18 protein-coding genes and 1 pseudogene are annotated in these 26862 nt (G+C 75.3%); 10 read left to right on the plus strand and 9 right to left on the minus strand.

Annotation, left to right across the window (positions count from 1 at the left end):
- Positions 1-134: 134 nt before the first annotated feature.
- From menC to ACFVUY_RS30810, 5 genes are all read right to left on the minus strand, one after another.
- A complete protein-coding gene (gene menC / locus ACFVUY_RS30790) occupies positions 135-1244 on the minus strand; it encodes an o-succinylbenzoate synthase (protein WP_387692369.1) in 1110 nt (369 codons plus the stop codon).
- Entirely contained in the window at positions 1241-2107 is an 867-nt protein-coding gene (locus tag ACFVUY_RS30795; protein ID WP_387735461.1) for a GNAT family N-acetyltransferase, read from the minus strand. The genes menC and ACFVUY_RS30795 overlap by 4 nt, the downstream gene beginning before the upstream one ends.
- Positions 2104-3702, minus strand: coding sequence for a PucR family transcriptional regulator (locus ACFVUY_RS30800; RefSeq protein ID WP_387735464.1), 1599 nt, complete (start codon positions 3700-3702; stop codon positions 2104-2106). The genes ACFVUY_RS30795 and ACFVUY_RS30800 overlap by 4 nt, the downstream gene beginning before the upstream one ends.
- The gene (locus ACFVUY_RS30805) at positions 3699-5267 is read right to left on the minus strand and encodes a serine hydrolase domain-containing protein (RefSeq protein WP_387735466.1); all 1569 of its coding nucleotides are present in this window, start codon (positions 5265-5267) and stop codon (positions 3699-3701) included. Before ACFVUY_RS30805 ends, ACFVUY_RS30800 begins: the two co-directional genes overlap by 4 nt.
- 353 nt (positions 5268-5620) lie before the next feature.
- Positions 5621-6697 (minus strand): alpha/beta fold hydrolase, encoded by a 1077-nt coding sequence (locus tag ACFVUY_RS30810; protein ID WP_387735469.1) that lies wholly within the window; start codon positions 6695-6697, stop codon positions 5621-5623.
- 282 nt (positions 6698-6979) lie between these two features.
- Here ACFVUY_RS30810 and ACFVUY_RS30815 point away from each other — a divergent pair, with 282 nt between their 5' ends.
- Together ACFVUY_RS30815 and ACFVUY_RS30820 are read left to right on the plus strand one after the other, a co-directional pair.
- Positions 6980-7366 (plus strand): recombinase family protein, encoded by a 387-nt coding sequence (locus tag ACFVUY_RS30815; RefSeq protein ID WP_387692379.1) that lies wholly within the window; start codon positions 6980-6982, stop codon positions 7364-7366.
- A 231-nt stretch (positions 7367-7597) separates the two neighbouring features.
- On the plus strand, positions 7598-10519 hold the full coding sequence (locus tag ACFVUY_RS30820; protein ID WP_387735472.1) for an ATP-binding protein: 2922 nt from the start codon (positions 7598-7600) through the stop codon (positions 10517-10519).
- Positions 10520-10607: 88 nt separating this feature from the next.
- On the opposite strand, the gene ACFVUY_RS30825 is transcribed toward ACFVUY_RS30820, so the two are convergent.
- Positions 10608-10778: a hypothetical protein gene (locus tag ACFVUY_RS30825; RefSeq protein WP_359915435.1), complete on the minus strand. Its 171-nt coding sequence runs from the start codon at positions 10776-10778 to the stop codon at positions 10608-10610.
- 273 nt (positions 10779-11051) lie between these two features.
- On the opposite strand from ACFVUY_RS30825, the gene ACFVUY_RS30830 reads away from it, so the two are divergent.
- A complete protein-coding gene (locus ACFVUY_RS30830) occupies positions 11052-13415 on the plus strand; it encodes an LPXTG cell wall anchor domain-containing protein (protein ID WP_387735475.1) in 2364 nt (787 codons plus the stop codon).
- 100 nt (positions 13416-13515) lie between these two features.
- On the opposite strand, the gene ACFVUY_RS30835 is transcribed toward ACFVUY_RS30830, so the two are convergent.
- The 3 genes from ACFVUY_RS30835 to ACFVUY_RS30845 form a co-directional block, all read right to left on the minus strand.
- Positions 13516-15459 carry a glycerophosphodiester phosphodiesterase family protein gene (locus tag ACFVUY_RS30835; RefSeq protein ID WP_387735478.1) on the minus strand — a complete coding sequence of 648 codons (1944 nt, stop codon included), beginning with the start codon at positions 15457-15459 and terminating at the stop codon, positions 13516-13518.
- A gap of 275 nt (positions 15460-15734) precedes the next feature.
- Positions 15735-16832, minus strand: coding sequence for a chemotaxis protein (locus ACFVUY_RS30840; RefSeq protein WP_387735480.1), 1098 nt, complete (start codon positions 16830-16832; stop codon positions 15735-15737).
- A gap of 322 nt (positions 16833-17154) precedes the next feature.
- Entirely contained in the window at positions 17155-17745 is a 591-nt protein-coding gene (locus ACFVUY_RS30845) for a lytic polysaccharide monooxygenase (RefSeq protein WP_387735483.1), read from the minus strand.
- Between the two features lie 355 nt (positions 17746-18100).
- Between ACFVUY_RS30845 and ACFVUY_RS30850 the strand changes: the two genes are divergently transcribed.
- The 7 genes and pseudogenes from ACFVUY_RS30850 to ACFVUY_RS30880 all read left to right on the plus strand — a co-directional run.
- Positions 18101-18568: a MarR family winged helix-turn-helix transcriptional regulator gene (locus ACFVUY_RS30850; RefSeq protein ID WP_387692391.1), complete on the plus strand. Its 468-nt coding sequence runs from the start codon at positions 18101-18103 to the stop codon at positions 18566-18568.
- Positions 18569-18824: 256 nt separating this feature from the next.
- The gene (locus ACFVUY_RS30855; RefSeq protein ID WP_387735486.1) at positions 18825-20027 is read left to right on the plus strand and encodes an MFS transporter; all 1203 of its coding nucleotides are present in this window, start codon (positions 18825-18827) and stop codon (positions 20025-20027) included.
- 41 nt (positions 20028-20068) lie between these two features.
- Entirely contained in the window at positions 20069-20494 is a 426-nt protein-coding gene (locus ACFVUY_RS30860) for a heme-binding protein (RefSeq protein WP_387692395.1), read from the plus strand.
- A 62-nt stretch (positions 20495-20556) separates the two neighbouring features.
- Positions 20557-21393, plus strand: a complete 837-nt coding sequence (locus ACFVUY_RS30865) for an aldo/keto reductase (RefSeq protein WP_387692397.1) — start codon at positions 20557-20559, stop codon at positions 21391-21393.
- Positions 21394-21487: 94 nt separating this feature from the next.
- Positions 21488-22501, plus strand: coding sequence for a TIGR03571 family LLM class oxidoreductase (locus tag ACFVUY_RS30870; RefSeq protein ID WP_387735488.1), 1014 nt, complete (start codon positions 21488-21490; stop codon positions 22499-22501).
- A 159-nt stretch (positions 22502-22660) separates the two neighbouring features.
- A complete protein-coding gene (locus tag ACFVUY_RS30875) occupies positions 22661-24670 on the plus strand; it encodes a hypothetical protein (protein ID WP_387735490.1) in 2010 nt (669 codons plus the stop codon).
- A 158-nt stretch (positions 24671-24828) separates the two neighbouring features.
- Positions 24829-26862, plus strand: a pseudogene (locus tag ACFVUY_RS30880) (MMPL family transporter); the annotation flags it as partial.

The following is a 26862-nucleotide window of genomic DNA, read 5'->3' on the forward strand; positions in this document are numbered from 1 at the left end:
GCCAGCCCCTTCGAAAGAATCGAATCATTCGACCGGTCAATCGGCTTGGCGTTTCCTGGATTCACCGCAGGACCGGCCTTGAGAGGAATCCAGGACCCGGGCCCGCGCGGCGGTGCCCGGGGCCCTGCGACTGGTCAGACGGTGAGGAGTTCCGTGGAGGTGGTGGCGGCTTGCAGGGCGTCGGGGTCGGGGACGATGCCGATCCCCGGGCCGGTGGGGACGGTCAGACGGCCGTCGTGGAGGACGAAGGGGTCGGTGATGTCGCGGGTGTAGTAGCGGGCCGAGGCCGAGATGTCGCCGGGCAGGGTGAAGCCCGGGAGCGCGGCCAGCGCCAGGTTGGCCGCCCGCCCCAGCCCGGTCTCCAGCATGCCGCCGCACCACACCGGTACGCCGTTCGCCAGGCACAGGTCGTGGATCCGGCGGGCTTCCAGGTACCCGCCGACCCGGCCGGGTTTGATGTTCACGATCGAGCACGCCTCCTGCCGGATGGCGGTGGCCGCGTCCCGGGCGGAGGTGATCGACTCGTCCAGGCAGATCGGGGTGTCCATGCGGGCCGCCAGCCGGGTGTGCGAGAGCAGGTCGTCGTGGGCGAACGGCTGCTCGATCAGCGTCAGCCCGTAGGCGTCGAGCCGGCGCAGGTGGGGCTGGTCCGCCGGACCGTAGGCGGTGTTGGCGTCCACCTGCAGGGCGATGTCCGGGCCGAACGTCTCCCGGACCGCTCGCAGCGGCTCGATGTCCCAGCCCGGTTCGATCTTCAGCTTGATCCGGGCGTAGCCGGCGCGGAGGTAGCCGTCGACGGCGCTGATCAGCTCGTCGACGGTGTCCGTGATGCCGACCGAGACGCCGACCGCGAGTTCGGTGCGCGTCGCCCCGAAGTACTGGGCGAGGCTGATGCCGGCGGTCCGCAGTTCGGCGTCCAGTACCGCCATCTCGACGGCCGCCCTGGCCATCGGATTGCCTCTGACCGGCCGGAGCAGCTCGGGTACCAGTGCCGCGGTCAGCCCGGGGGCCCGGGACAACCGGGGCAGCAGGAACTCGCGTACCACTTCCCGGGCCCCGGCCAGGTACTCGGCGCTGTACGTCGGATCGTCGTCGGCCACGCACTCGCCCCAGCCGACGGCTCCGTCGGCCGTGGTGACCTTGACCAGCAGCGAGTTCCGGTGTTCCTGGGTTCCCAGTGCGGTCCGGAACGGCGCGACCAGGGGCAGGGCCACCTCGCGCAACTCCACCTGCTGCAGCTTCATTCCGATGTTTCCTTCCGTCGCAGGACGTACCAGCCGGACCGGTCGAACCCGTCGATCCGGTAGCCGTTCTCCAGGGCGCCGCCGAGTGCCTGGCGCATCGCGGACCGCCAGCGCCGGGCGGCGGCCGGATCCGTTCGCCGCAGGGACTCCGCGTCCACGGGGGTGACACAGCGCAGTACGCCGCCGGTCGCGGCGCGCGGTACGGGCTCGCCGTTGCCGTCCGCTTCGAGCACGGGTTCCGCCGCGGCCGGGTCCGGCAGCGGTGCCGGTGCGTGCGGCGTCCCGTGCACCGGCCAGCTGACGAACAGCCGGTCGGATTCGTCGCCGTCGTTGATGCCGTCGGCCAACGGCCCGTAGAAGTCGGGCAGGTACGCCTCCGCGACCGCCCCGAGCCGCCGCAGGTTGAAGTGGGCGTTGCGGCGGATCAGCGGGTCGTACGTCCACGAGATCGACGACAGGCCCGCCCGGGCGGCCCACTCCCGCTGGTGCGACTTCATCGCCGCGCCGATCCCGCGCCCGTGCATTCCCGGCAGCACGCCGGCCACGTGCGAGTGCAGGCTGTCCCCGATGGTGCGGAATCCGGCGGTCACGCCGACCATCGCCGTCCCGAGGTACGCCGCCGCGACGTAGCCGCCGGTGTGGGCGAGCGCGCACATCACGTCCAGGGCCAGCGGTGCCTCGGCGGTGTCCGGGGTGTTCCACACGGTGCGCAGCACCGCGTCGGCCTGCTGGAGTTCGGGGACGGTCCGGAGCGACCGGATTCGGACGTCCGCCCGTTCCGCGCCGGCGGAAGGAAGATCGACCGTGCGACGAGTCTGCTCGGCGGGCCGCTCCGGGCCGTTGGCGTCCGTGCCCGAGTTCACCTGGCCTCCTTCGTGCCGATGTCCGGCAGCCGTAGCCGCAGTTGCAGCGCCAGTGCCAGCCGCAGGTCCGGATCGTCGATGTCGATCAGCTCGGCCAGCCGGCGCAACCGGTGCCGCAACGTGTTGGGGTGCAGCGTCATGGCCTCGGCGACCCGTGGCACGTCGTAGTGCCCGGCGATCCAGCAGCGCAGTGTCTTCTCGTACTCCGTTCCGTGCCGGGCGTCGTGGTCGAGCACCGTCGACAGGGGCTCCCCGTGCAGGGCCGGACGGTACCGGAGCGCCTCGTGGACGTCCCGCAGGAATATCGGGGCGGCCAGCTCGTCGTGCCGTCCGATCTCCGTCCTGCCGAACGGTCCGCAGACCACCTCGAGCGCCTGCCTGGCCTGGCTCAGCCCGGTCGGGACGTCGGCGAGGCCGGGGAGGGTGCGGCTGATCCCCGCCCGCCAGCCGCCGCCCAGGGTGTCGCCCGCCCGGGCCAGCACCGTCGCGATGATCAGCCGGATCACGGGCGCGTCGGACGCCGTGTCGACCACCGCCACGGCCTGGCCGTCCAGCGCTCCGGCGGCGGCTCCCAGCCGGTAGGCGGAGAGTCCCATCCGCAGCAGGTCGCCGACGTATTCGGCGGCGGAGTCCGGCGAGACGCCTCGCGCGTGACCGGCCGGGTCGCCGGGGCGGCCGATCACCAGCACGGTCGCCGGGGCGTCGAAACGTATCCCGAACGAGTCGGCGAGCTCCCGGGTCGCTCCCAGGCCGCGGAGCAGCCAGCCGAGGCGCTCGGCTCGTTGCCGGCGCTCGGCGTCCGCCGCGAGGCTGACCCGGGCCAGGTGGGGCGCGGCCAGCCGCGCGCCCTCGGCGAGGACGTCCGCCGCCTCCTCCGTCAGGGGTTCATCGCCTTGGAGCACCCAGATGGTGCCCAGCGCCTCGCCACCGTCCCGGATGGCGATGGCGAGGCGTGGCCGGTACTCCTTCGGCTCGTAGCTCCAGACCGCGGTGTCGGAGCGCAGGACGGCGGCGTACTCCTCGGCGTGGGTCGGGTGGTCCGGCACCCGGCGGCCGAGGATGCCGTCCCGGCGCGGGTCGTCGACCAGTTGGCCCGGGACCGTGGAGTAGGCCAGCACGCGCATGGACAGGTCCTCGATCGCCACCGCGCCGCCGGCGCGCACGGCGATGTCGTTGGCGAGGGCGAACAGGTCGGTGGACCGGTGCCTGTTCGGCTCGAACACCGGGCTCGTGATCGCGCGCAGCGCGTCGATCAGGGTGTAGAGCTGCCCCCAGGAGATCTCGGCGCTGCGCTCCAGGAGCGCCACTCCGGTCCGTTCGGCCACCTGTGTCAGCGCTGCCGTGTCCGTGGTGCCGGCTCGCATGACCACCGCCTTGGCGTGGTGCTCGGCTGCCCGCTCCAGGACGTCGGCGGTCAGTCGGCCGGGTACCAGGACGATCGCGTCGGTCAGCCCTGTTCCGGGGGCGTCGGTGTCATGGATCGTGGGCGCCCCGACGGCGACCGCCCGGCCTCGCGGCAGTGCGAGCGGCCGTAGGAGGTCGGTTCCCAGGCTGTCGAGCACGACCCCGAGGGTGATCCCGGTGGGGGCTGTCATCGCCGCTCCGGAAGTCCCAGGGGGGCGGTGTCGTCGGGCTGTCGGACGAAGCGCATCCGGTGGACACCGTGCGTGCTGATCAGGAGGTCGTCGCCGCTGGGGCGCAGGCTGATCAGGCCGCCCGCGCGGAACGCGCCGTCCGGTGCCGGTTCGATCGTCCCGACGAACTCCAGGCCGAGTTCGAGCGTGCCGTCCCGGGTGACCGTCGCCAGGACACCGAGTTCCGGACTGCGGTAGACGGCCGGTGGCAGTGTGGCACCGGCAGCCGCGGGGGGACAGCGCCGGTACTCCGTGGCGCGGCCGGGGCGGTACACCGATCCGATCCTGATCGTGCCGGACGACGCCCGCAGCCAGAAGCCGGCGCTGTCCTCCAGGCCCTGCCAGCTGCCGTCGACGGCCGGGGCGAACTCGCCGGCGGACGGCGCGTCGTGGATGCGGATCCGGCCGTTGCCCACGGCGTCGATCCGGAGGGTGAGGCCGGATCGCGGATCCAGCCAGTCCCCCGTCAGCCGGGCGGCGGGCTCGGCGGCCACCGGGTCCGCCGTCAGCGCGACGGGATCGTCCTCGGGCAGCCCGGCGGCCAGCCGGAGCACCCGGGTGGCCAGCTCCGCGGAGTCGATCGAGGAGTTGTTGCTCAGCAGCGCGACGCCGAGGTCGGCGTCCGGCATGAACAGCAGCTGGGACCGGTACCCGGGGACACCGCCGGCATGGCCGAACGCCGGCCGGCCCGCGATCGTCGTGTGGTAGAGACCCAGCGCGTACGGCCACTCCTGGCCGTCCCCGGAGTCGACCTGCCGCGACAGCCCGTCGCGGATGTCGGTGCCCAGGACCCGGCCGTCCTGCAGGAACCCGAACCACGGCGCCAGGTCGGCGATGCTGGTGGCCAGGCCGCCGTCGCCGACCGCGGATTCCTCGGTGTCGGCGCGCCGGACGGCACCGCGGGTGACGTCGTACCCGTAGGCGAATCGCGGCAACGGCTCCCGGCTGTCCTCGCGGAACACGGTCTCGTTCATGCCCAGCGGTGCGAACATCCGGTCCGTGGTGAACTCCCCCAGGGTGCGACCGGTGAGCCGCCGCACGAGCGAGGCGACCAGGACGTACCCGGTGTTGGAGTAGGAGAACGCGGTTCCCGGTTCGAAGTCGACCTCGGTCAGCCCTGCCACGAAGGCCAGCGTCTGGTCCTGGGTGATCCTCGTCAGCGGGCGGCCGGCGATCGTCGCCAGGGCCAGCCAGTCCCGCAGACCTCCCGTGTGCCGCAGACATTGACCGACGGTCACCGGCACCGCCAACTTCAGCTCGGGCAGGTGCGTGCGGATGTCGTCGTCCAGCGACAGTCGCCCGTCCCGGCACAGCAGCAACGCCGCCGCGGCGGTGAACTGCTTGCTCATGGAGGCGATGTCGAACCGTGTGCGGGTGTCGACCGGCGTCTCGAACTCCACGCTCGCCAGCCCCGCGGACGCCTGGTGGATCAGCTTCCCGTCGGTGTAGATCCCGACGGACAGTCCCGGGTCACCCGGGCGTACCGCCGAGCCCACGACCTCGGACAGTGTTGTTGAGATGGCCATGCGCCCCAGACTCTCAGCCAGGACTGCCCGGAGGGTTTGTCCTGGCAGGCAAAGTCCGCTCGCCCAACGTTGGCCGAAAGGACATGCCCGTACGCCTCCTGAGTCAGGAGCACTCCTCTGTCGCGCACGTTCCGGACACGCCGTCGACGACGCCGGGCGCGCCGGTCGTCCAGTGGCCTGCACCGGCGGCTCCGAGCAGCGGTGGACGACTTCCGGGTGACGGCCGCGCGGCCGGCCGCCGGCGCCCGGTGACCGACGTCTCGCGGCTTCTCCCCCACGAAGCCGCGAGACCCTCCCCGCCCGCCGCCCCCGCGCGGCGCACCCGCACGGCGCGGCCGCCGAACCGTCCGCGCTCAGAGCCGGTCGGCGTCGAGGACGGCCTGCACGAAGGCCTCGGGCGCCTCCTGGGGGACGTTGTGGCCGACCTCGGGCAGGCTCCGGTGGAGGTAGGGGCCGGTGAAGTAGTCGCGGTAGCCGGCGCCGTCGCCGGGGGCGGTGAACGGGTCGCGGCCCGCGTCCAGGGTCACGGTCGGCACGGCGATCCGGGGCCGGGCGGCGAGGCGGCGCTCCAGCCGGTCGTAGCGGTGCTCGCCCTCCGCCAGGCCCAGCCGCCAGCGGTAGTTGTGGATGACGATCGCCGCGTAGTCGGGGTTGTCGAAGGCGGCGGCGGTGCGGTCGAAGACGGCGTCGTCGAAGGCCCAGGTCGGCGAGACCTGCTGCCAGACCAGGCGGCACAGCTCGCGGCGCTTGTCCCGGTCCTCCATGGCACGCCGTCCGCGTTCGGTGGCGAAGTAGAACTGGTACCACCAGGTGTGCTCGGCGGCGGGCGCCAGCGGCTCCTTCTGCGTCTCGACGTCGGTGACGAGGTAGCCGCTGACCGAGACGAGCGCCTCGACCCGCTCGGGCCACAGCGCGGCGATGATGTCGGCGGTGCGCGAGCCCCAGTCGAAGCCCGCCAGCACGGCCCGCCGGATGCCCAGCGCGTCCATCAGGGCGAGCACGTCCAGGGCGACCGCGGCCTGCTGGGCGTTGCGCATCGTCCGCCCGGACAGGAAGCGGGTGGTGCCGTGGCCGCGCAGGTACGGGACGACGACCCGGTAGCCCCGGGCGGCGAGCAGCGGGGCGACGTCGACGTAGCTGTGGATGTCGTACGGCCAGCCGTGCAGGCAGACGACGACCGGGCCGTCGGCCGGGCCGTCCTCGGCGTAGCCGACGTCGAGCAGGCCGGCCCGGACCTGGGCCAGGCGGGCGAAGCCGGTCCGGGCAGCGGGGCCGGGGGCACCGGCGGCGGGGACGGGGGCGCCGACGGGGGCGGCGGCCTGGGCCTGGGCCTGGGCCTGGGCCCGGGGCAGGGTCTGGGCGGCCAGGGACAGCGCGGTGGTGCCCGCGCCGAGTCCGACGGCCCTGGTGAAGGTGCGCCTGTCGATCATGCCGGGTTCCTCCTTGGTGCGAACGTGCCGTTCATTCCAGCCTGTTGACACCACGTCAACGTCCCGGACCGCCTCGGCGCGCCGCCCGGGGGCCCCGGGACCGCTGGGAACGAGAGCGCCGCCCGGGGCCCGCGGGGCCTGCGGGGCGGGGCGGTGACCTGTTCGGCGGTCGCACGATTGGGTGGCGACCGCTATTGATCCCGCACTGTTCACCGGGGCCTGCTGGAGTGGACGGGCGCCCCACTCCCGTCGCACTCCTCACCCACCGGGCAGGTGAACGACATGACCGACCGCCCCCCGCACCCCGGCCTCCCGGCCCGGCCCGCGCTGTACCTCCGCTGTTACCCCGCCGACGCGGCGGGGCTGGAGTACCAGCGCGCGGTGCTGGAGCGTCTGGCCCGCTACCGCGGCCTGCCGGTGCCCTCCGCCTTCCTGGACGACGGGGTGCGCTCCGGCGACCCGCACCCCGCCCTGGAGCGGCTGCTGGAGCGGGCCGAGCAGGGCTGGGTGAACGTGGTGCTGGTGCCGGGGCCGTTCGTCTTCTCGCTCGACGACCGCAGTGCCCGGGCGACCGTGCGCCGGCTGGAGGCGCTGGGCTGCGCGGTACTCGAACTGCCCGGCCCGGACGTCCCGCCGCAGCACCCGCCGGTCCGTGCCCGGACCGCCTGAACACACTGCCCGCACCATCCGTACACGCACGGACACACCGCCCGCACCGCGGGAACACACCCCGGGAACGCACCCCGGGAACGCACCACGGAAACGCACCGCACCGCCCGCACCACCCGCACCGCGAGGGCGCCCCGGCGGGTACCACCGCAAGCCGTCACGGCATGATGTGCCCATGGCCTTCGCACCCCTCCTCGGCGAGCGCCGCGCCCCCGAACCGACCGGACGGCCGTGAGTCGGCCCGTCGAGCCGGGATCGCCCGGCGCCGGTTTCGTGTTCGTGGGGCGCCGGCCCGAACTGGACCGCCTGACCGACGCGATGCTCCGCCCGCCCGCCGTGGTCCTGGTCGAGGGCGAGGCCGGCCTGGGCAAGTCCCGCCTGGTGGCCGAGGCCGCGGCCGGTGCCGCGGCGGCGGGCCGCCTGGTGCTGACCGGCTTCTGCCATCCGCTGCGCGAGCCGCTGGCCTTCGGCCCGGTGGTGGACGCGCTGCGCGGCGTCGGCCCGTTCCTGCCGCCCGCCGACCGCATCCCGGCCAGCGCCGGGGCGCTGCGCCCGCTGCTGCCCGACCTCGCCGACCGGCTGCCGCCGCTGCCCGCGGCCGCCGGCGAGGGGACGCCGGGGCTGCGGCTGCTGGTCCAGGCGGTGCGCGCCCTGCTCGGCGCGCTCGGCGAGACGGTGCTGGTCGTGGAGGACCTGCACTGGGTGGACGACGCCACCCGCGAGCTGCTCCTGCTGCTGGCCCGGGACGTGCCGGCGGGGCTGGCCCTGGTGCTCACCTACCGGGCCGAGGACCTGGCGCCGGACACCCCCGCGCTGGGCGCGGCCTACCGGCGCCCGGCCGGAGTGGGCGGCGCGCTGATCCGGCTGGCCCCGCTCGCCGAGGCCGAGGTCGACGAGCTGGCCCGGGCGGCGCTGGGCCCGCGTGCGACGGCGGCGCTCACCCGGGTGCTGTTCGACCGCAGCGAGGGCCTGCCGCTGGTCGCCGAGGAGGACCTGATCACACTGGGCGAGCGGCGCGGTGCCGGCGCGCTGACCAACGCCGCGGACCTGGCCGCCGACCTGGAGCAGTCCGAGGTGCCGCGCGGCCTGCGCGACGCGGTGACCGAGCGGCTCGCGGCGCTGTCCCCGGAGGCCGCCGCGATCGCCTCGGCGGCCGCGGTGCTGGGCGTGCCGGCCGGGGAGGAGCTGCTGGCCGCCGTGGCCGGCCTCGACCCGCAGGCCGCGGCGGACGGCCTCACCGAGGCGCTGCGGGCGGCGGTGCTCAACGAGAAGCCGCTGGCCCGCTACGGGTTCCGGCACGTCCTGGCGCAGCAGGTGGCCTACCGCCGGCTGCCGGGGCCGCGGCGCGGCGCGCTGCACCGGCGGGCGGTGGCGGCGCTGGGCGCGCGCGAGCCGAGGCCGCTGGTGCAGATCGCCCACCACACGCTGGCGCTCGGCGACCGGGCGGCCTGGCAGGAGGTGGCCGAGGCGGCCGCCGACCAGGCGGTGGCGCTCGGGGACAGCGGCAGTGCCGGCGCGCTGCTGCGCCGGCTGCTGGACGAGCCCGACCTCGATCCGCGGCGGCGCGGGCGGGCCGCGCTGGCGCTGGCGCGGATCGCCGCCGACGGCGTGGATTCGGTGGCCAGCGCGGCGACGCTGACCGCGATCATCGCCGATCCGCGGCTGCCGGTGCCCGACCGCGGCGAGATCCGGCTGTCGCTGGGCTTCCTGATGGCCGTTCACGGCGGGGACCGGGCCGGTTTCGACCGGATGGAGGAGTCCCTCGACGAGCTGGAGCAGCGCCCGGGCCGGGCGGCCCGGGCGATGGTGGCGCTGGCCATGAACGAGCGCGACGGCGCCGGCGAGCGCGCCCGGCAGTGGCTGGAGCGGGCCGATCGGACGCTGGCCGCGAACCCGGACGAGGAGGTGGCCGCCGCGGTGCGGGCCACCCGGCTGACGTTCCTGGCGCGCGAGGGCGACCCCGCGGTGTGGGAGCAACTGGACGCGCTGCCGCGCAGCTCGCGGCGGCCGGAGATCGTCCGGCAGACCGCCCGTGCGCTGTACAACGCGGGTGAGATCGCCGTGGAGCTGGGCCACGACCGGCGGGCGGCACAACTGTTGGAGGAGAGCCGGCGTCTGGCCCGTCGGGCGGCGATCCCCTATCTGGAGTGCTACAGCCGGATCGCGCTGGTGCGGCTGGAGGGTCTGGCCGGGCGGTGGGACGGGCTGGAGGAGCGGCTGGCCGCGCTGGGCGCGGAGTTCCCGGACCTCGCGATGGCCGGGGTCGAGCAGGCCCTGCTGCGGGGCCGGCTGGCGGCCGCGCGCGGCCGGCTCGCGGAGGCGCGCGCCCATTTCACGGAGGCGGGCCCGTACGGGGAGCGGGAGTCGCAGGTGACCGGGGCGCTGCGGGCGGCGGCGGGGCTGGCGGGGCTGCAGCTGGCGGAGGGGGACGTCCCGCGGGCGGCGGCCACGCTGGTGCCGGCGCTGGACGCGCTGCGCCGGGCCGGGGCCTGGCCGCGGGCCGCCGAGTTGCTGCCGGTGGCGGTCGAGGTGCTGCTGGCGGCGGGCGACGCGGCGGGTGCGGCGGAGCTGGTCGAGCAGGCGCGGGCGCGTCTGGAGGGGCGGGACGCGCCGGCGGCCCGGGCGGCGCTGGCCTTCGCCGGCGGTCTGCTGCTGGCCGGTACGGATCCGGCGGCCGCGGGCGGGGATCCGGCGGCCGCGGGCGCGGAGTTCGAGCGCTCGGCCGGGCTGTGGCAGCGGATCGGGCGCCCGTACGAGCAGGCGCGGGCCGAGGAGCGGGCGGCGACCGTGGCGGCGGGGGGCGACCGGGCGGCGGCCGGGGAGCGGATCGCCGCCGCCGAGCGGGCCTATCTGGCGCTGGGCGCGGCCTCGGACGCGGCCCGCTGCCAGCGGCTGCGGCGGGAGCTGGGCCTGGGCCGGGCGGCCTCGCCGGGGCGGCGCGGCTACGGCGAGCGGCTGTCCCCGCGCGAGCGTCAGGTCGCGGCGCTGGCCGCCCAGGGCGCGGCGAACCAGGACATCGCCCGGGCGCTGTTCCTGTCGACCCGTACGGTCGAGCACCACGTGGCGAGTGCGCTGCGCAAGCTCGGGGTGGGCCGGGCGGGGCTGGGCGAGGCGCTGGCCGCCGCGGACGGGGCCCCGGAGGGCACCGGCTGAGGGAGGGGGAAAGGGGGGTCCCGCCCGCTCCCTCAAGGGGCGGGACCCGGTCCGGGGTCGGCCGTGCCGGTGGTGTCCGGCTCCGGGGTCAGCCGTGCCGGTGGTGCCCGGCGCGTTCGACGAGCCGGGAGAGCCGGGCCAGCCGGGCCAGGCCGGGCCGGCGCAGGCCGCTGCTGCGGCGGGCGGGCAGGACCAGCCCGGGGTCGGGGGCGGTGAAGTGGGTGTCGGCGTAGAGCCGGAGACGTTCGCGGCGGGTCATGGGGCGACCTCTGGGGGTGAGGGTCGTCGGTGTGGGGCGGGCTCCAGGAAACCGGCTGGGCGGGGGCGGGAACAATGCGTACCGCTACCCAATCCCCCGTACCGAATTCTGGGTACCGGCCGTTCGCGCAGCTCGGACGGGCCGTCAAGCGCTGTTGCCCCACCCGGGTGAAAGAGCCGTCCGGCAGGCATCGGCACCCGTCCGCGCAGGTACGTGGTTCTGCTGTTCGTGTCACCTCCCGACAGCGAGGTTCCCGTGTCACCTGTCCGACGAGTGCGTCCGCGCCCGCCGCACGTCCTGTCCGCGTTGCTGGCGGTGGTGCTCGGTGCGGGTGCCGCCGCCCTGAGCGTTCCGGCCCCGGCGGCCTCGGCCGCGCCGCCGGAGGCCGTGCGGGCCCTGCCGGCGGCGAACGCGGCGGCGCAGCCCGCGGCGAAGGCGGAGGGCAGGGCGGCGCGGCCGAAGCCGCGCGGGGCCGGGACGCAGCGCCCGATCGGCCCGGACCCGGTGGTCGACCTGCTGGCGCACGGCAACCTCACGATGGCCTCCAACTCGGTGCTGACCTGCGACGACAGCGACGGCACGGTCTGCTCGGACACCGAGGGGTCGAACAACGGCCGGACCAAGTTCGTCAAGGTCGACCCGAACGCGCCGGGCCCCAACGCCTCCTCGGCGCAGCTGCTGCTGCCGGCCGGGGCGAACGTCCTGTCGGCGCGCCTGTACTGGCAGTTCAACCCGACCAACACCAGCACCGCGGGCGGCACGTCCGGGGACATCAACCTGGGCAACCGGGTCTCCTGGAAGGTCCCGGGCGCGAGCGGCTACCAGCAGGTGACCGCGGACACCTACGACTGGTTCGACCAGATGGTGGGCGGCAACCCGCCGGAGCCGCTGCTGGCCGGCGGGGCGGTCAAGGACGTGACGGCGGAGGTCCGGGCGGCCGGTCCGGGCAGCTACACCGTCGCCGACATCCAGGCGTGCGCCGGCCGGTCCTCCGCGCAGAACTTCGGCGGCAACAACGTGGGCTGCTGGGGCGGCTGGTCACTCGTCGTCGCGTACGAGGACGCGGCGGAGCCGCTGCGCTACCTCCAGGTCTGGGACGGCTACCAGCTGCTGCGCGACCCCAACAACTCGACGACCCTCACCCTGGGCGGCATCCGCACCCCCGCCACCCAGGCCCCGCGGGCCGTCATGGGGATCACGGTGGGCGACGGTGACGCGCCGATCGCCGGGGACTCCCTGGCCGTCGGCTCAACGCCCACCGACCTGGTCCTGGTGCCGATGCCCGGCCCCACGGGGGTCGGCACGGACAACGCGTTCACCAGCCGGATCGACCACGTCGCGACGGACGGCACCGGCACCAACATCACCACCCGCGACCCCGACCCGGTCAACAACTACGGCTACGACGCCCGGATGATCGACGTGACCGGCAAGATCCCGGCCGGCAGCGAGCAGGCGCTGGTCCGCATCAGCGGCGCCGGCGACGCCCTGGAACCGCAGGCCGCCTGGCTGGCCCTGGACGCCCTCGAACCCGACCTGCGGATCACCAAGGCCAATACCCCGCCCGGCAGCCCCGACGACAACCCGCCCGGGCTGGTCGGCCCCGGCGGGACGATCACCTACACCTTCGCGGTGGCCAACCGGCGCCAGGACGGCACCAGCACCGACCTCGACACCGCGACCGGCGTCACCGTGACCGACACGATCCCGGCCGGCACCACCTTCGTCCCCGCCTCCAACCCGGCCTGCCAGGCCGCCGGGCAGACCGTCACCTGCACCGTCCCCGACCTGCCCCCGGGCGCCGAGGCCGACGTCGCCTTCCAGGTCACCGTCGACGCCTCCACCGCCGTCGGCACCCACCTCGACGACACGGCCACGCTCCACTTCCGGGGCAGCCAGACCCAGCGGGCCCAGGAGCGCACCAGCAACACCGTGCGCAACACCGTCGCCGCCGTGCCCGGCTACACGATCGTCAAGACGGCCGACCCGACCACCGCCAAGCCCGGCGACACCGTCCACTACCGGATCCAGGCCACCAACACCAGCCGGACCGACGCCCCCGGGGTGACCCTCACCGACGACCTGTCGGGCGTGCTGAACTCCGCCGCGTACAACAACGACGCCACCGCGGACCGCGGTCAGGTCCAGTTCGCGGGCACCGCGCTGACCTGGAGCGGGGACCTGCCCGTCGGGGCCACCGTGACCATCAACTACTCCGTCACCGTGCGCTCCCCGCTGGCCGCCGACGCGGTCCTGCGCAACACCGTCTCCTCCGGCACGTACGACAACAACTGCTCGCAGGGCTCGACGGACGCGCGCTGCCGCGCCGAGGTCCCGGTCACCGTCCCCAGCCCGAGCCCGAGCCCGACGTCGTCGCCGAGCCCGACCCACAGCCCGAGCCCGAGCCCCAGCCCGAGCCCCGGCCCGACCGCGAGCCCCTCGCCGCATCCGACCCACAGCCCGGGCCACAGCCCGACCCATGTCCCCCCGCCCGACCACGGCCACGGCGGCCAGCTGCCCGAGACCGGTAGCAACGCGGCCCGGCTGCTGCCCGTCGTCGGCCTCACCGCGCTCGGCGCCGTCGCCGCGGGCGCGCTCCTGCTGATCCGCGCCCGCCGCACCCGCCGCAGCCGCTGAGCCCCGTCACGACCGCACTGCCCCGGCCGCGCCCACGCCTCGCGTGGGCGCGGCCCCGCGTTGCCGGGCCGTCACCGGGAGCGCCCCCGACGGGGCGAGGTCAGCCGCGCGGGGCGGTGTCCAGGGCGCGGGCGTCGGCGGCGATCAGGCGGGCGCGGTCGGCGGGGACGGTGCGCCCGGCCTGGTCGTCGGCCCACTGGGCGAGCGGCCGGTACTGGCCCTGGCCGAGCATCACGGTCAGGGTGGCGACGGCGTTGCGGTCGGCGCCGGAGGTGAACACCAGGGCGGCCAGGCCGGTGGGGGTGGCGGCGAGGGTGAACTCGGTGGTGGTCTCGGCGCGGCCGCCGGGGCCGGTGGCCTCGGCGCGCAGGGTGTGCCTGCCGAGCGGGAGGGCGGCGGTGTCCAGGGCGGTGCCGGGCGCCAGCTCCTTGCCGTCCAGGGTGAGGCGGACGGTGTCGGCGCCGGTGGCCCGGACGGCGGTCACCGGCTGCTGGGCGCGGTCCAGGGTGGTGCCGGCGGCCGGGGAGGTGATCGCCACGGTGGGCGCGACGGGGCGGACGGGGTTGCCGCCCTGGAGCCAGGCGCTGTTCCAACCGGCCAGCTCCGCCGGGCGGTTGGTGATGACGCCGTCGACGCCGGCGGCCTCCAGGGCCTTCCAGCGGGTGGCCGAGTCGACCGTCCAGACGTTGACCGCGACGCCGGCGGCGTGCAGGTCCTTCACCACGGCCGGGCGTGCGGCGAGGCCGCCGTCGGAGGGGTTGTAGGCGGACAGGCCGAGGTCCTTGGCGACGGCCACCGGGTCGGCGTCGAGGTCGCCGCGCAGCAGGCCCAGGGGCAGTTCGGGGGCCAGTTCGCGGGTGTACCGCAGGGCGTCGACCTCGAAGCTCTGGACGAAGACCCGTCCGGTCATCTTCTGGTCGCGCACCTCCTGGACGATCCGGGCGACCTCGTCGCGGCTGTGCTTGCCCTTGATCTCCAGCAGCAGGCTGCCGCCGCGGGTGCGCAGGTCCTCCAGCTGGGCGGCCAGGGTGGGGATGCGGGCGCCGGCGTAGACGGGGCCGAACCAGGAGCCGGCGTCCAGGGTGTCGAGCTGGGCGGCGGTCAGGTCGCGGATGCGGCCCTTGCCGTCGGTGGTGCGGTCGACGGTGTCGTCGTGCAGGACGTAGGGGACGCCGTCCTTGCTGGGCTGGACGTCGTTCTCGATCCACTCGGCGCCGCCGCGGCGGGCGATCTCGTCGGAGACCAGGGTGTTCTCGGGGGCGGCGGAGGAGGCGCCGCGGTGGGCGAAGACGGTCAGCGGGGAGCCGGCCGGGCGCAGCCGGCCGCCGGGGGCGAGGGCGGTGACCCTGAGGTCGTCGAAGGAGACCTTGGCGCCGTTGACGACCAGGGCCTGGCCGCCGTCGGCGCTGCGGGCGACCTGGGTGGTGCGCATGACCTCCTTGCCGTCGAAGATCCAGCGGGCGGTGGTGCCGTGGACCTCGACGGCGATGCGCACGTCGCGGCCGGTGCCGGCGGCGGTGGGGGCCGCGGCGGTGTCGGTGACGCTCCAGGCGTTGGCGGGGGTGCGCTGGGCGAATTCGAGGCCGTTGGCGGCGGTGGTGCCGGTGCGCATGGTGGCGATGGACCAGGGGGTGGCGCCGGAGGCGGGGACGTCGAGGCCCAGGGCGGTCCAGCGGGCGCCGTCCTGGACGGTCTCGAAGCGGGCGGTGGCCTCGATGCGGAAGTCGTCCAGGTGGCGGCCGAAGGTGATCCGGCTCTGCTGGCCGGAGTTGGCGGAGGTGCCGACCAGGCGGCCGCCCTCGACCTTCCAGTCGCCCTCGACGGCGGCCCAGCCGGCGGGCAGGGCGGGGGCGGTGAAGGTCTCGTCGACGACGACCTCGCCGGGGGCCGGGGCGGCGCCGGCCGCGGCCGCGGCGGGGGCGGCTTCGGCGGAGACGGCGCTGGGGGCGTTCAGGGCGACGGCGGTGAGGCCGAGCGAGGCGGCGACGGCGGCGGCGAGCAGGCCGGTGCGGCGGCCCGCGCGGGGGCGGTGACTCTGTGTCATGCGCGGCAGGCTAGGGGCGCTTGCCGAACCGGGCGCCACGAGTCCGAAAACCGTTCGTGACCATTGCGCGTGCGGTTCGCGAAGGTGGCGCGTTCCTTGTCCTGTTCGGCCGGTTCGTTTCCGTACGGGTGCGGTGGGCGGGTGCGGCGGGCAAAGGTGCGGCGGGTACGCGGTGGGGGTGGGCCGGGTCGGACGGTCGCCCTGTGCGACGGTCCCGGGCGCGCCGCGGCCGCCCGCCGGGGGTGATCGGACGGGCGGCCGCGGTCGAGGGCGGGTCAGTAGCGCAGGACGGCGGCGATCCGGTCGCTGTCGGCGAGGGTGCCGTCGGGGACGAAGCCGACCTGGCCGCCGGTGTCCAGGGTGCGCTCGATCACCTCGTCGACGATGTCCTCGCGGGCGCCGGGCTGGTCGGCCTCGGCGGGCACGAGGTGCTCGCCCTCGTCGCGCACGGTGGCACGGTAGTTCTCCTCGACCACCAGGCGGGCGACCCGGCCCTCGCCGACGGTCCGCCAGACCTCGTCCAGGCCGGCCGCGAACTGCTGGGCGCCGCGGGCCTTGTCGAGCTGGGCGAGGTGCTCGGCGACCTCCTGGTCGGCGTGGGCGCGCACGGCGGGTTCGACCACCTTGCGCACGGTCTCGGCGTCGGCCTGGGCCAGGCCGCCGTGCGGGAGCTGCGCGGTGGACTCCTTGGCGATCGGGCCGACGGCGTCCAGCAGGGCGAGCGCGGCGGCCTCGCCGACCACGTACAGCGGGCGGGGGGCGGCGGCCAGCAGCTTGCCGACCTCGGTGTCGGCCTGGCGCAGGAAGGTCTTGGTCGCCTCGTCGCGGAAGGTGCTGGGCATGTCGCCGATCTGCTCCTGGCGCTCGGGGTCGGGGTTGTCGAAGACGCGCACCAGCGGGAAGCCGCGGCCCTTCTCCTCGGCGACCCGCTCCTCGGTGCCGCCCCAGAGCACCACCTTGTCGGCGGCGACCGCGAGCACCCAGAACGGGCGCTCGGCGGCGTGCGCGGCGACCAGGTTGCGGGTGAGGAAGGTGTCGGACAGGACCACCCGGGCGGGGGCGGTACGCCCGAGTGACCAGACCTGGTGCTCGCCGGGGGCGGCGAAGATCGCCAGGCCGTCCTCGGCGTGCACCAGGTCGACCTCCGCGAGGGCCCGGTCGAGCTGTTCCAGCACGTCGATCCGGTCGGCGCGGGAGACCTCCGGGTCCGCCTGGACGCGCTCCTTCGCCTCGGCCAGCAGGTTGCGCAGCCGGACCGGGTCCTGGGTGTTGTCCGGCTCCCGGCGGTGCGTGGGCATCAGGATCGACACCACCGGATAGGGCCGCGGCCGGCGCAGCTCGGCGAGGACGGCGGGGCTGAGGTCGGGGCGCATGGAGACCCTTTCCGAAGGCGGTCGGCCTTCTTTCGTGGACGCGCGAAGCCTGGCACTGCTGCCAAATGTCGTCAATGTACCTATTTACGGCTTCTGCGGCGCGCGAGCACGGCCCGGGCGGGGGTCGGGCGGGGGTCTGCGGTGCGGGCGGGCGGGGGTCGGGCCCGGGGCCTGCGGTGCGATCGGGCGGCCCGCCGGCGCCGTCCGGAGTCGGGCGGCGGCGTCGGCGGGACGCGGTCGGGCGCGGTGGGGCCCGGTCGGGCACGGTTTCGGGCCCGGTGCGACGCGACCGGTCAGGGCCGTCGGGACGGCCCGGGGACGGTCAGAACTGGACGTCGGTGCAGGAGTAGAAGGCGTTGCCGGTGTCGGCGATCTCCCAGACGGCGACGATCACCTGGTGGCCGGTGCGGCCGGTGGGCAGGGTCCCGGTGTGGGTGGTGGTGGCGGCGGGCTGGCGGCCGTTGTAGGGGACGGTCAGGAACGGGGTCAGGTCCAGGGCGGACCGGGTGATCGGCTGGCTCGCGCTGTAGCCGGGCTTGGTCAGGTAGTACTTGAAGTTCGTGGTGGAGTGCCGGGCCTCGATCTCCCAGGTGAAGGTGAGCTGCTGGCCCGCCGTCACCTTGGTGGTCGGCCAGGCGCCGCCCCTGGGGTTGTCCAGCGGGGCCCAGCGGGCGTCCCCGCCGGCGCAGATGGTGCCGTCCGCCGGGCCGCGGCTCGGGAAGCCCTTGGGGCCCTCGACGCTCTGCGGCTCCCACTGGATGTCGCCGCAGTCCCACGGGACGGCGTTGGCGCCGCAGAGCGCGGAACGGCTCGGCGGCAGGTTGATGAAGCCGTGCGACTGGGCCGGCAGGGCGATCGCGATCGGCAGGGCGATCGCGGCCGCGGCGGCGGCGATCAGATGGCGCTTGCGCATGGTGCTCCTCCGTGGGGGTGGATGGAGTGTGCGCCCGGCGCGGGGCGTGCGCGTGCGCGTGGGGGTGCGCACGGCGGTCTGCCCGAGACATGGCATGCCCGCGCCAGACCGGTTGCCCGACACCGTAGGAGCTGGCTTCCCCTCGCGTCAATGGTCTGAACCATTTACGCCAAAGCCTTGCGAACACTGGGCACCGCCCGACACCCCTCGCCCCGACACCCCGACCGGACCCACCCGGGCCCATCCCGGGCCTGCGCGGGAAGATTATTTGCACAAGCGCTATACAAGCCCTAGCCGATATTTCAGTTCATGGCTTATCCTGGACCCAGCCACATCTGCAAGGAGGCCAGGCCCCATGACCGCCACGGACCCCGCGCTCACCGCCCTCGCCAGCGGCTGGAACGCCCTGTCCCTCCTGCACGGCCGGATCGAGTCCCACATCGAACGCGCCCTGCAGGCCGAGCACGACCTGAGCGTGCGCGAGTACTCGCTGCTCGACGTGCTCAGCCGCCAGCACGACGACGAGGGCGGGCACCTGCAGATGAAGCAGGTCGCCGACGCGGTCGTGCTCAGCCAGAGCGCCACCACCCGCCTGGTCACCCGACTGGAGGACCGCGGCCTGCTGTCGCGCTACCTGTGCCCGACCGACCGCCGCGGCATCTACACCAACGTGAGCGAGGACGGACTGAAGCTCCTGGAGCGGGCCCGGCCGACCAACGACGCCGCCCTGCGCGAGGCCCTCGACGAGGCCGCCCGCAACCCCGAGCTGACCTCACTGGTCCGCGCGGTCGAGGCCGTGGACGCCGCCTCGCCCGCCCGCTGACCCCGGCCGGCCCCGCACCGCCGCTCCCCCGGGCCCGGCCCGTCCGAACCGCACCCACGGTTCGGACGGGCCGGGCCCGGTCGCGTTTCCCGCCCGCCCCACCCCGTTGCGCATGCAACCCGCGGCGTATGCAACCCGTGGCGCATGCAACCGATGGCGAATGCCCCATACCCTCGCTTGCACTTATCGCGCGTCTGCAACTATTGTTTAAGCACGCAAGGCGCTAGCTCAAGCAATCACAGAAGGGTTCGGGCCCATGCCTCTCGCTCTCATCGCCCTGGCCATCGGCGCATTCGGGATCGGGACCACCGAGTTCGTGATCATGGGACTCCTGCCCCAGATCGCCGGCGACTACGGCGTCTCCATCCCCAACGCGGGCCTGCTGGTCACCGGCTACGCCCTCGGCGTGGTCGTCGGCGCCCCGCTGATGACCGCCCTCGGCACCCGGATCAGCCGCAAGACCATGCTCATGCTGCTGATGGGCCTGTTCACGGCCGGGAACCTGCTCTCCGCGTTCGCCCCGTCCTTCCCCGTGATGCTGGCCGGGCGCATCGTGACCTCGCTCGCCCACGGCGCCTTCTTCGGCATCGGCTCCGTCGTCGCCGCCGACCTGGTCGCCCCGCAGAAGAAGGCCGGCGCCATCGCCACCATGTTCACCGGGCTGACCGTCGCCAACATCGTCGGCGTGCCGCTGGGCACCTTCATCGGCCAGGCCGTCGGCTGGCGCACCACCTTCGCCGGCGTCGCCGCGCTCGGCGTGCTCGGCCTGCTCGGCATCGCCCGGCTCGTCCCCGCCATGCCCCGCGCCGAGGGCGCCCACCTGCGCCGCGAGCTCACCGCCTTCCGCAACCCGCAGGTGCTGCTCGCGATGGCGATGACCGTGCTCGGCTTCGGCGGCGTCTTCGCCGCGATCACCTACATCGCCCCGATGATGACCAACGTCACCGGCTACGCCGAGGGCTCCGTCACCTGGCTGCTGGTGCTGTTCGGCGTCGGCATGTTCCTCGGCAACCTGCTGGGCGGACGCTACGCCGACCGCAAGCTGATGCCGATGCTCTACACCACCCTCGGCGGTCTCGCCGTGGTGCTGGCGCTGTTCACCTTCACCGCCCACAACAAGGTCGCCGCCGCCGTCACCGTCCTGCTGGTCGGGGCCCTCGGCTTCGCCACCGTCCCCCCGCTGCAGAAGCGGGTCCTGGACCACGCCCACGGCGCCCCCACCCTGGCCTCCGCCGTCAACATCGGCGCCTTCAACCTCGGCAACGCGCTGGCCGCCTGGCTCGGCGGCATGGTCATCAGCGCCGGTCTCGGCTACACCGCCCCGAACTGGGTCGGCGCCGTCCTCGCCGGCGCGGCCCTGCTGCTGGCCTTCTGGTCCGCCGCCCTGGAGCGCCGTGACCGCACCCGTGCGGCCGTCGCGGCGGGCGCGGCTCCCCGCCACGCCGCCCTGCACCACTGACCATCGACCCGACCCGCCCCACCACCGGAAGAAGCACCACCATGAGCACCACCACCGCCGTCGCCCCGCTCACCACCGCCGACGCCGAACTCCTCGTCGACGCCGCCCGGACCGCCGCCGAGGCCGCGGGCGTGACCGTCAGCGTCACCGTCCTGGACGCGGGCGGCCACCTGCTCGCCTTCCGCCGCGACGACCGCGCCGTGCTGATCTCCGGCGAGACCAGCACCCGCAAGGCCTACACCGCCCTCCAGCTGAACGCCCCGACCGCCGACCTGGTCGACCTGGTCAAGCCCGACGGGCCGTTCCACTCCCTGCCCACCGCGCTGGACCGCCCGCTGCTGTTCATCGCCGGCGGCATCCCGGTCCACCGCGACGGCCGGCCGATCGGCGCCATCGGCGTCGGCGGCGGCGCCCCCGAGCAGGACCACTCCTTCGCCGCCGCCGCACTCGCCCGACTCGCCCGGTGAGCACCGCCGCCCGGACCCTCCGCTCCGCCCCCACCGACCGCACCGCCTGAAGGAGACAGCGCATGACCACCCCCGACATCCCCACCGTGAAGCTGAACAACGGCGTCGAGATCCCCCAGCTCGGCTTCGGCGTCTTCCAGGTCCCCGACGAGCAGACCACCGCCGCCGTCGCCTCCGCCCTGGAGGCCGGCTACCGCAGCATCGACACCGCCGCCATCTACGGCAACGAGACCGGCGTCGGCCGCGCCCTGGCCGCCTCCGGCGTGGCCCGCGAGGACCTGTTCGTCACCACCAAGCTGTGGAACGCCGACCAGGGCTACGACGCCACCCTGCGCGCCTTCGACGCCAGCCTCGCCAAGCTCGGCCTGGACCACGTCGACCTCTACCTGATCCACTGGCCCACCCCGGCCCGCGACCTCTACCCCGACTCCTGGCGCGCCCTGGAGCGCCTCGCCGAGGAGGGCCGCATCCGCGCCGCCGGCGTGTCCAACTTCCAGCCCGCCCACCTCCAGCGCCTGCTGGACCACAGCTCGCTGGTGCCCGCCGTCAACCAGGTCGAGCTGCACCCCGGCCTCCAGCAGGCCGAGCTGCGCGCCTTCCACGCCCGGCACGGCATCGCCACCGAGGCCTGGAGCCCGCTCGCCCAGGGCGCCGTCCTGGACGACCCGGCGATCACCGCGATCGCCGCGCGCACCGGCAAGTCCCCCGCCCAGGTCGTGCTGCGCTGGCACCTGCAGCTCGGCAACATCGTCATCCCCAAGTCGGTCACCCCGGCCCGCATCCGGCAGAACCTCGACGTCTTCGGCTTCGAGCTGACCGAGCAGGACATGGCCGCGATCGCCGCCGGCGACCGCGACCTGCGCACCGGCCCGCACCCGGACCAGTTCAACGCGAGCTGACCCCGCCCCGACTCCCGTCCCGGGCGGTCGCACCGCCGCCCGGGACGGGCCCCGGCCACCACCCCGGCCGCCGGTCACCCCGAAGGACCCCGCCATGGCACTCCCCCACCCCGCCCTCGCCCGACTCGCCCCCGCCGACGGCCGGCTGACCATCGGCCTGGAACTGCCCCTGGACAACGACTGGGGCCAGGACCGCGGCCGGGCCGACCGCGCGGCCGGCCGCCCCTTCGGCGTCCCCGACCTCACCGAGCACGCCCGCCTCGCCCGACTCGCCGACCGCCTCGGCTTCGCCGCCCTGTGGGTGCGCGACGTCCCGCTCCACGACCCCGTCCAGTTCGGCGACGCCGGCAGCGTCTTCGAGACCTTCACCCACCTCGGCCACCTCGCCGCCCTCACCCGGGACGCGGTCCTCGCCACCGGCGCGGTCGTCCTGCCGCTGCGCGAGCCGCTGCTGGTCGCCAAGGCCGCCGCCACCGTCGACGTGCTCTCCGGCGGCCGTCTGCTGCTCGGCCTGGCCAGCGGCGACCGCCCCGTGGAGTACCCGCTGTTCGACCGCGACTTCCACGGCCGCGGCGAGGCCTTCCGCACCGGCGTCGAGACCCTGCGCGCCGCCTGGCGCCCCGGCCCGCTGGAGCTGCCCGCCGCCGGCCTCGGCGCCGAACGGCAGCTGGCGGTCCTGCCCGGGCCCGTCCACCCCGCGGGCATCCCGATCGCCGTCGCCGGCGGCGCCCAGCAGAGCCCCGAGTGGATCGCCGAGCACGCCGACGCCTCCCTCAACTACCCGCGCGACCTCGGCGCGCTGCGCCTGCGGATGCGCCAGTGGCGCGACCTCGCCGGCGACAAGCCCTACCTGACGCCGATGGTGCTCACCCTCGCCGAGGACCCGGCCGCCGCGCCGCACCCCGTCCGCCTCGGCCTCAGCACCGGACGCACCGCCCTGATCGAGCACCTGGAGCTGATGTCCGAACTCGGCGTCGCCCACGTCTCCTTCAACCTGCGCCCCAACGACCGCCCCGTCGACGAGCTGCTGCAGGAGCTCGCCGAGGAGGTCCTGCCCCGCTTCGCCGCCCCCGCCCCCGCCGCCGTTCCGGCCGGGCGGCACGGCTGAACCGGGCACCGGATCGCTCCGGGTCGCGCCGGATCGCCCGTACCGGGCAATTTCCGCCGCGTCCCGCGGCCGGATGCGCCCGGGCGGGGCGCCGGTGTGGCAGGCAGGGGGGCGACGGTCCAGCGGCCGTCGTCCCCCTACGGCCGAACGGAGCCCCCCATGCGCCGACGCCGCGGCGTCCTGCTGACCGCCGCCCTCCTGGCCCAGCTCGCCGCCGGACCCTCCCACGCGGCGGCCCCCGCCCCGCACGGCGGGGAGCCGGCCGGCCAGCGCGGGGTGGTGCGCAGCGGTGACGCCCCGCTGGGCGGCGCCGAGGTGACGCTCTACCGGGCCGGGGACGGCGCGGGCGCCGCGCCCCGGGTGCTGGCCCGCGCCCGCAGCGCGCGGGACGGGCGCTTCGTCCTGGACTACCGCCGCCCCGGGGACCCGCACGCCGTGCTGTACGTGCTCGCCGATCTGCCCGGGCCGGCCGGCGCGCGGGGCGGGGACGGGCAGGGCCCGCCGACGGGGCCGGTGACGCTGGCCGCCGTGCTGAGCGGGGCGCAGGCCCCGCCCGAACTCGTCGTCAACGAGCGCACCACGGTGGCCGTCGCCTACGCCCTGGCCCGTTTCACCGGCCCGCGGGGTGTGGCCGGCCCCCGTCCGGGGCTGCAGAACGCCGCCGGGATCGCCCACAACCTGGCCGACACCGGTACCGGCGGCATCGCCGCGACGCTCGCCGACCCGCCCAACGGCGCCCTCACCTCGACCCTGGCCGAGTTCAACACGCTCGCCAACCTGCTCGCGGCCTGCGTCACCGGCGACGCCTGCGAGCAGTTGTTCGACCTGGCCCGGCGCCCCGGCCGCGCACGGCCCCGCGACACCCTGCGGGCCGCGGTGGACATCGCCCACGACCCCGGGCACAACGCCGCCGGGCTCTTCGCCCTCGCCGACTCCACCCCCCGCTACCGGCCGGCCCTGCCCGCCGCCCCCGAGGCCTGGACCGTGGCCCTGCGCTACGGCGGCAACGGGCGGGAGATCGACGGGCCGGGCAACATCGCCTTCGACGCCGACGGCAACGCCTGGGTCAGCAACAACTACCGCTACGACGCCGATCCCGCCGTCCCGGTCTGCGGCGGCGAGAGCGTCCTGAAGTTCACCCCCACCGGCTGGGACGCCCCCGGCGCCCCCTACCGCGGCGGCGGCCTGTACGGTGCCGGCTTCGGGGTCGCCGTGGATGCCCGGGGCTCCGCCTGGGTCGCCAACTTCGGTTTCCAGGGCCGTGGTTGCCCGATCGACCCGACCCCGCTGGAGCGCAGCGTCTCGCAGTTCGCCCCGGACGGCACCGTGCTCTCCCCGCCCGAGGGCTGGCGCGCCGGCGGCATCGTCCAGCCGCAGGGCCTGGCCGCCGACCGCTCGGGCACCGTGTGGGTGGCCAACTGCGGCGCGGACAGCGTGGCCCGGATCCCCGACGGTGACGCGACCCGGGCCCGGGAGGTGCCCACCCCGGCCCTGCACAAGCCCTTCGGTGCCGCCGTCGATCCCGCCGGGCGGCTGTGGGTGAGCGGGAACGGCAGCGACAGTGTGCAGGTCCTGGCCCCGGACGGCACCGTGGAGCGGGCCGTGACCGGCGGCGGCCTGCGGCGGCCGCTGGGCGTCGCCACCGACAGCCGGGGCAACGCCTGGGTCTCCAACAGCGGCATCCTGCCGGTGCCCTGCGGCGACGGCACCGCGGGCGACCTCGCGGACGCCGCCGTGGCGGGCGACGCCGGTCCGCGCCCGGGCGCCTCGGTGACCCTGATCCGGTCCGACGGGACGCCGGCCCCCGAACCCTTCACCGGCGGCGGCCTGTTCCTGCCCTGGGGCGTGGCCGTCGACGGCGACGACACCGTGTGGGTCGCCAACTTCGGCGGCCACCGCGTCGCCCGGCTGTGCGGCGTCGACCTCTCCGCCTGCCCGCCCGGCTTCACGACGGGGCAGCCGATCTCGCCGCCCGACACCGGCTACCCGAGCGACGGGCTGGAACGCAACACCGGCCTGCGGATCGACCCGTCGGGCAATGTGTGGCTGGCCAACAACTGGCGCACCGTGCCCGTGCAGACCAATCCCGGCGGCCACGAACTGGTCCTCCTGGTCGGCGCCGCCGCCCCCGTCGCGACCCCGGACCTCGGCGGCCCCGGCCGGCCCTGACCGGCCCCGCCGCCCCCGCGGCTCCGGCCGCCGCCGCGATCGCGGCGGTTCCCGGGGCCGTAGGGGCGACTACCCGCCGGTACCGGTGGGCGGCGCGGGGCGGCCGGGAAGACTGCGCCGATCGGCGCACCGCCGTGCAGGAGACCCGGGAGCCTTCCATGCCGCCGTCCGCCCGTCCCGCCCCCTCGCCGGCCGCCGCGGCGCCGGCCCGGCGCTCGGCGCTGCGCCGCCTGGGCGAGTGGTGCGCGCGCCACTCGCTGATCGTCATCGTGCTGTGGCTGATCGCCCTGGCCGGCATCCAGGCCGCCAACAGGTCGGTGGGCGGCGCCTACTCGGACGACTTCTCGCTGCCCGGCACCCAGGCGCAGCAGGGCCGGGACGTCCTGCAGGCGCACGAGCCGGCCGCGGCGGGCACCAGTTCCCAGGTGGTGCTGCACGACGCGGCGCCGCTGACGGGGTTCCAGCCGCAGATCGCCCAGACGGCGGCCTCGCTCCAGCAGTTGCCGCACGTGCTGTCGGTGCAGAGTCCGCTGCCGCCGCCGGGGCAGAGTCCGCCGCCGGGCGGGCCGCTGTCCGCCGACGGGCTGACCGGGTACTTCACCGTACGGTTCGACACCAACCCGACCCTGCTGGGCAAGGACTACCTGCCGGGGGTGGACGCGGCGGTGGAGCCGCTGCGGGCGGCCGGGGTGCAGGTGGAGTACGGGGGGCCGCTGGGCGAGCTGGCCCGGCCGGCGCCGGACGACCGTTCCAGCGAGGTGATCGGCTTCGCGGTGGCGGTCGTGGTGCTGCTGGTGGGGTTCGGCAGTGCGATCGCGGCCGGGCTTCCGCTGCTGACGGCGCTGTTCGCGGCGGTGGTGGGCCTGGGGATGCTGGGGCTGGTCGCGGCGCTGTCCACCTTCGCGACGGTGGCGCCGACGCTGGCGACGATGATCGGCATCGGGGTGGGGATCGACTACGCGCTGTTCCTGCTGACGCGTCACCGGCAGAACCTGATGGACGGGGTGGATCCGGTGGCCTCCGCCGGGCAGGCGGTGGCCACCAGCGGGCGGGCGGTGCTGGTCTCCGGCTGCACCGTGATCGTCGCGTTGTCCGGGCTGTCGGTGTCGGGGATCTCCTTCATCGCCAAGCTGGGGGCGGCGGCGGGGATCACGGTGGTGTCGGCGGTGCTCGGGGCGCTGACCCTGCTGCCGGCGCTGATGGGGCTGATCGGGCGCCGGATGGACCGGTTCGCGGTGCGCCGTCCGGTCGCGGAGGCCGGCGGGGACGTGGAGGGCGGGGCCTGGCACCGTTACGCCCGGCGGGTGCAGGCGCGGCCGTGGCGGTACCTGGTGGCCGGGGTGGTGGTGCTCGTGGTGCTGTCGATCCCGCTGTTCTCCATCCAGCTGGGCCACATCGGCGACGGCGCGGACTCCACCGACTTCACCGACCGGCGGGCCTACGACCTGATGTCCCAGGCCTTCGGGCCGGGCTCGAACGGGCCGCTGACGGTGGTGGTCGACCAGAGCGCCGTGCCCGCCGAGGCCCGGGCGGGACTGTCGGCCTCGGTGCAGCAGGCGCTCACCGGCCTGCCCGGCGCGGCGAGCAGCACCCCGCTGCAGACCAGCCCGGACGGCGCGGTGCTGTTCGGCACCGTGATCCCGGCGAGCGCCCCGCAGGACCGGGCCACCACCGACCTGGTGAACCGGCTGGCGGACACCGTGCTGCCGGACGCGGTGGCCGGCACGGGCGCGAAGACGTACGTGACCGGCAACACGGCGGCGCAGGTCGACTTCCTGGACATCGTGTCGAGCCGGCTGCTGCTGATCATCGTGGTGGTGGTCGGGCTGGCCTTCCTGATCATCCTGCTGGTCTTCCGCGGCCCGCTGGTCGCGGTCAAGGCCGCGGTGCTCAACCTGCTGTCGATCGCGGCCTCGTACGGGGTGGTGGTGGCGGTCTTCCAGTGGGGCTGGGGCGGGCCGGCGCTGGGGGTGGAGGGGAAGGTGCCGATCGAGAGCTATGTGCCGATGATGATGTTCGCGATCGTCTTCGGGCTGAGCATGGACTACGAGATCTTCCTGCTGTCGCGGGTGCACGAGGCGTGGGGGGGCCCCCGGCGCCGCCCCCAACCCCGGGCGGAAGGGGGTGTGATCGACCCGCGGGTGTTAAGCGGTTCGGCGGATTTAATTGGTTGCGTGTTAGCCCCGGTAAAA

Source organism: Kitasatospora sp. NPDC058063 (assembly GCF_042885395.1).
Taxonomy (GTDB): Bacteria; Actinomycetota; Actinomycetes; order Streptomycetales; family Streptomycetaceae; genus Kitasatospora; species Kitasatospora lactacystinica.

What these genes read in the sequence shown, in the direction of transcription:
- ACFVUY_RS30875 (WP_387735490.1), top strand. Translation starts at nt 22,661, where the DNA reads ATGCGCCGACGCCGCGGCGTCCTGCTGACCGCCGCCCTCCTGGCCCAG.
- menC (WP_387692369.1), bottom strand. Translation starts at nt 1,244, where the DNA reads ATGAAGCTGCAGCAGGTGGAGTTGCGCGAGGTGGCCCTGCCCCTGGTC.
- ACFVUY_RS30855 (WP_387735486.1), top strand. Translation starts at nt 18,825, where the DNA reads ATGCCTCTCGCTCTCATCGCCCTGGCCATCGGCGCATTCGGGATCGGG.
- ACFVUY_RS30870 (WP_387735488.1), top strand. Translation starts at nt 21,488, where the DNA reads ATGGCACTCCCCCACCCCGCCCTCGCCCGACTCGCCCCCGCCGACGGC.
- ACFVUY_RS30810 (WP_387735469.1), bottom strand. Translation starts at nt 6,697, where the DNA reads ATGATCGACAGGCGCACCTTCACCAGGGCCGTCGGACTCGGCGCGGGC.
- ACFVUY_RS30815 (WP_387692379.1), top strand. Translation starts at nt 6,980, where the DNA reads ATGACCGACCGCCCCCCGCACCCCGGCCTCCCGGCCCGGCCCGCGCTG.
- ACFVUY_RS30825 (WP_359915435.1), bottom strand. Translation starts at nt 10,778, where the DNA reads ATGACCCGCCGCGAACGTCTCCGGCTCTACGCCGACACCCACTTCACC.
- ACFVUY_RS30800 (WP_387735464.1), bottom strand. Translation starts at nt 3,702, where the DNA reads ATGACAGCCCCCACCGGGATCACCCTCGGGGTCGTGCTCGACAGCCTG.
- ACFVUY_RS30835 (WP_387735478.1), bottom strand. Translation starts at nt 15,459, where the DNA reads ATGACACAGAGTCACCGCCCCCGCGCGGGCCGCCGCACCGGCCTGCTC.
- ACFVUY_RS30840 (WP_387735480.1), bottom strand. Translation starts at nt 16,832, where the DNA reads ATGCGCCCCGACCTCAGCCCCGCCGTCCTCGCCGAGCTGCGCCGGCCG.
- ACFVUY_RS30860 (WP_387692395.1), top strand. Translation starts at nt 20,069, where the DNA reads ATGAGCACCACCACCGCCGTCGCCCCGCTCACCACCGCCGACGCCGAA.
- ACFVUY_RS30865 (WP_387692397.1), top strand. Translation starts at nt 20,557, where the DNA reads ATGACCACCCCCGACATCCCCACCGTGAAGCTGAACAACGGCGTCGAG.
- ACFVUY_RS30850 (WP_387692391.1), top strand. Translation starts at nt 18,101, where the DNA reads ATGACCGCCACGGACCCCGCGCTCACCGCCCTCGCCAGCGGCTGGAAC.
- ACFVUY_RS30805 (WP_387735466.1), bottom strand. Translation starts at nt 5,267, where the DNA reads ATGGCCATCTCAACAACACTGTCCGAGGTCGTGGGCTCGGCGGTACGC.
- ACFVUY_RS30845 (WP_387735483.1), bottom strand. Translation starts at nt 17,745, where the DNA reads ATGCGCAAGCGCCATCTGATCGCCGCCGCCGCGGCCGCGATCGCCCTG.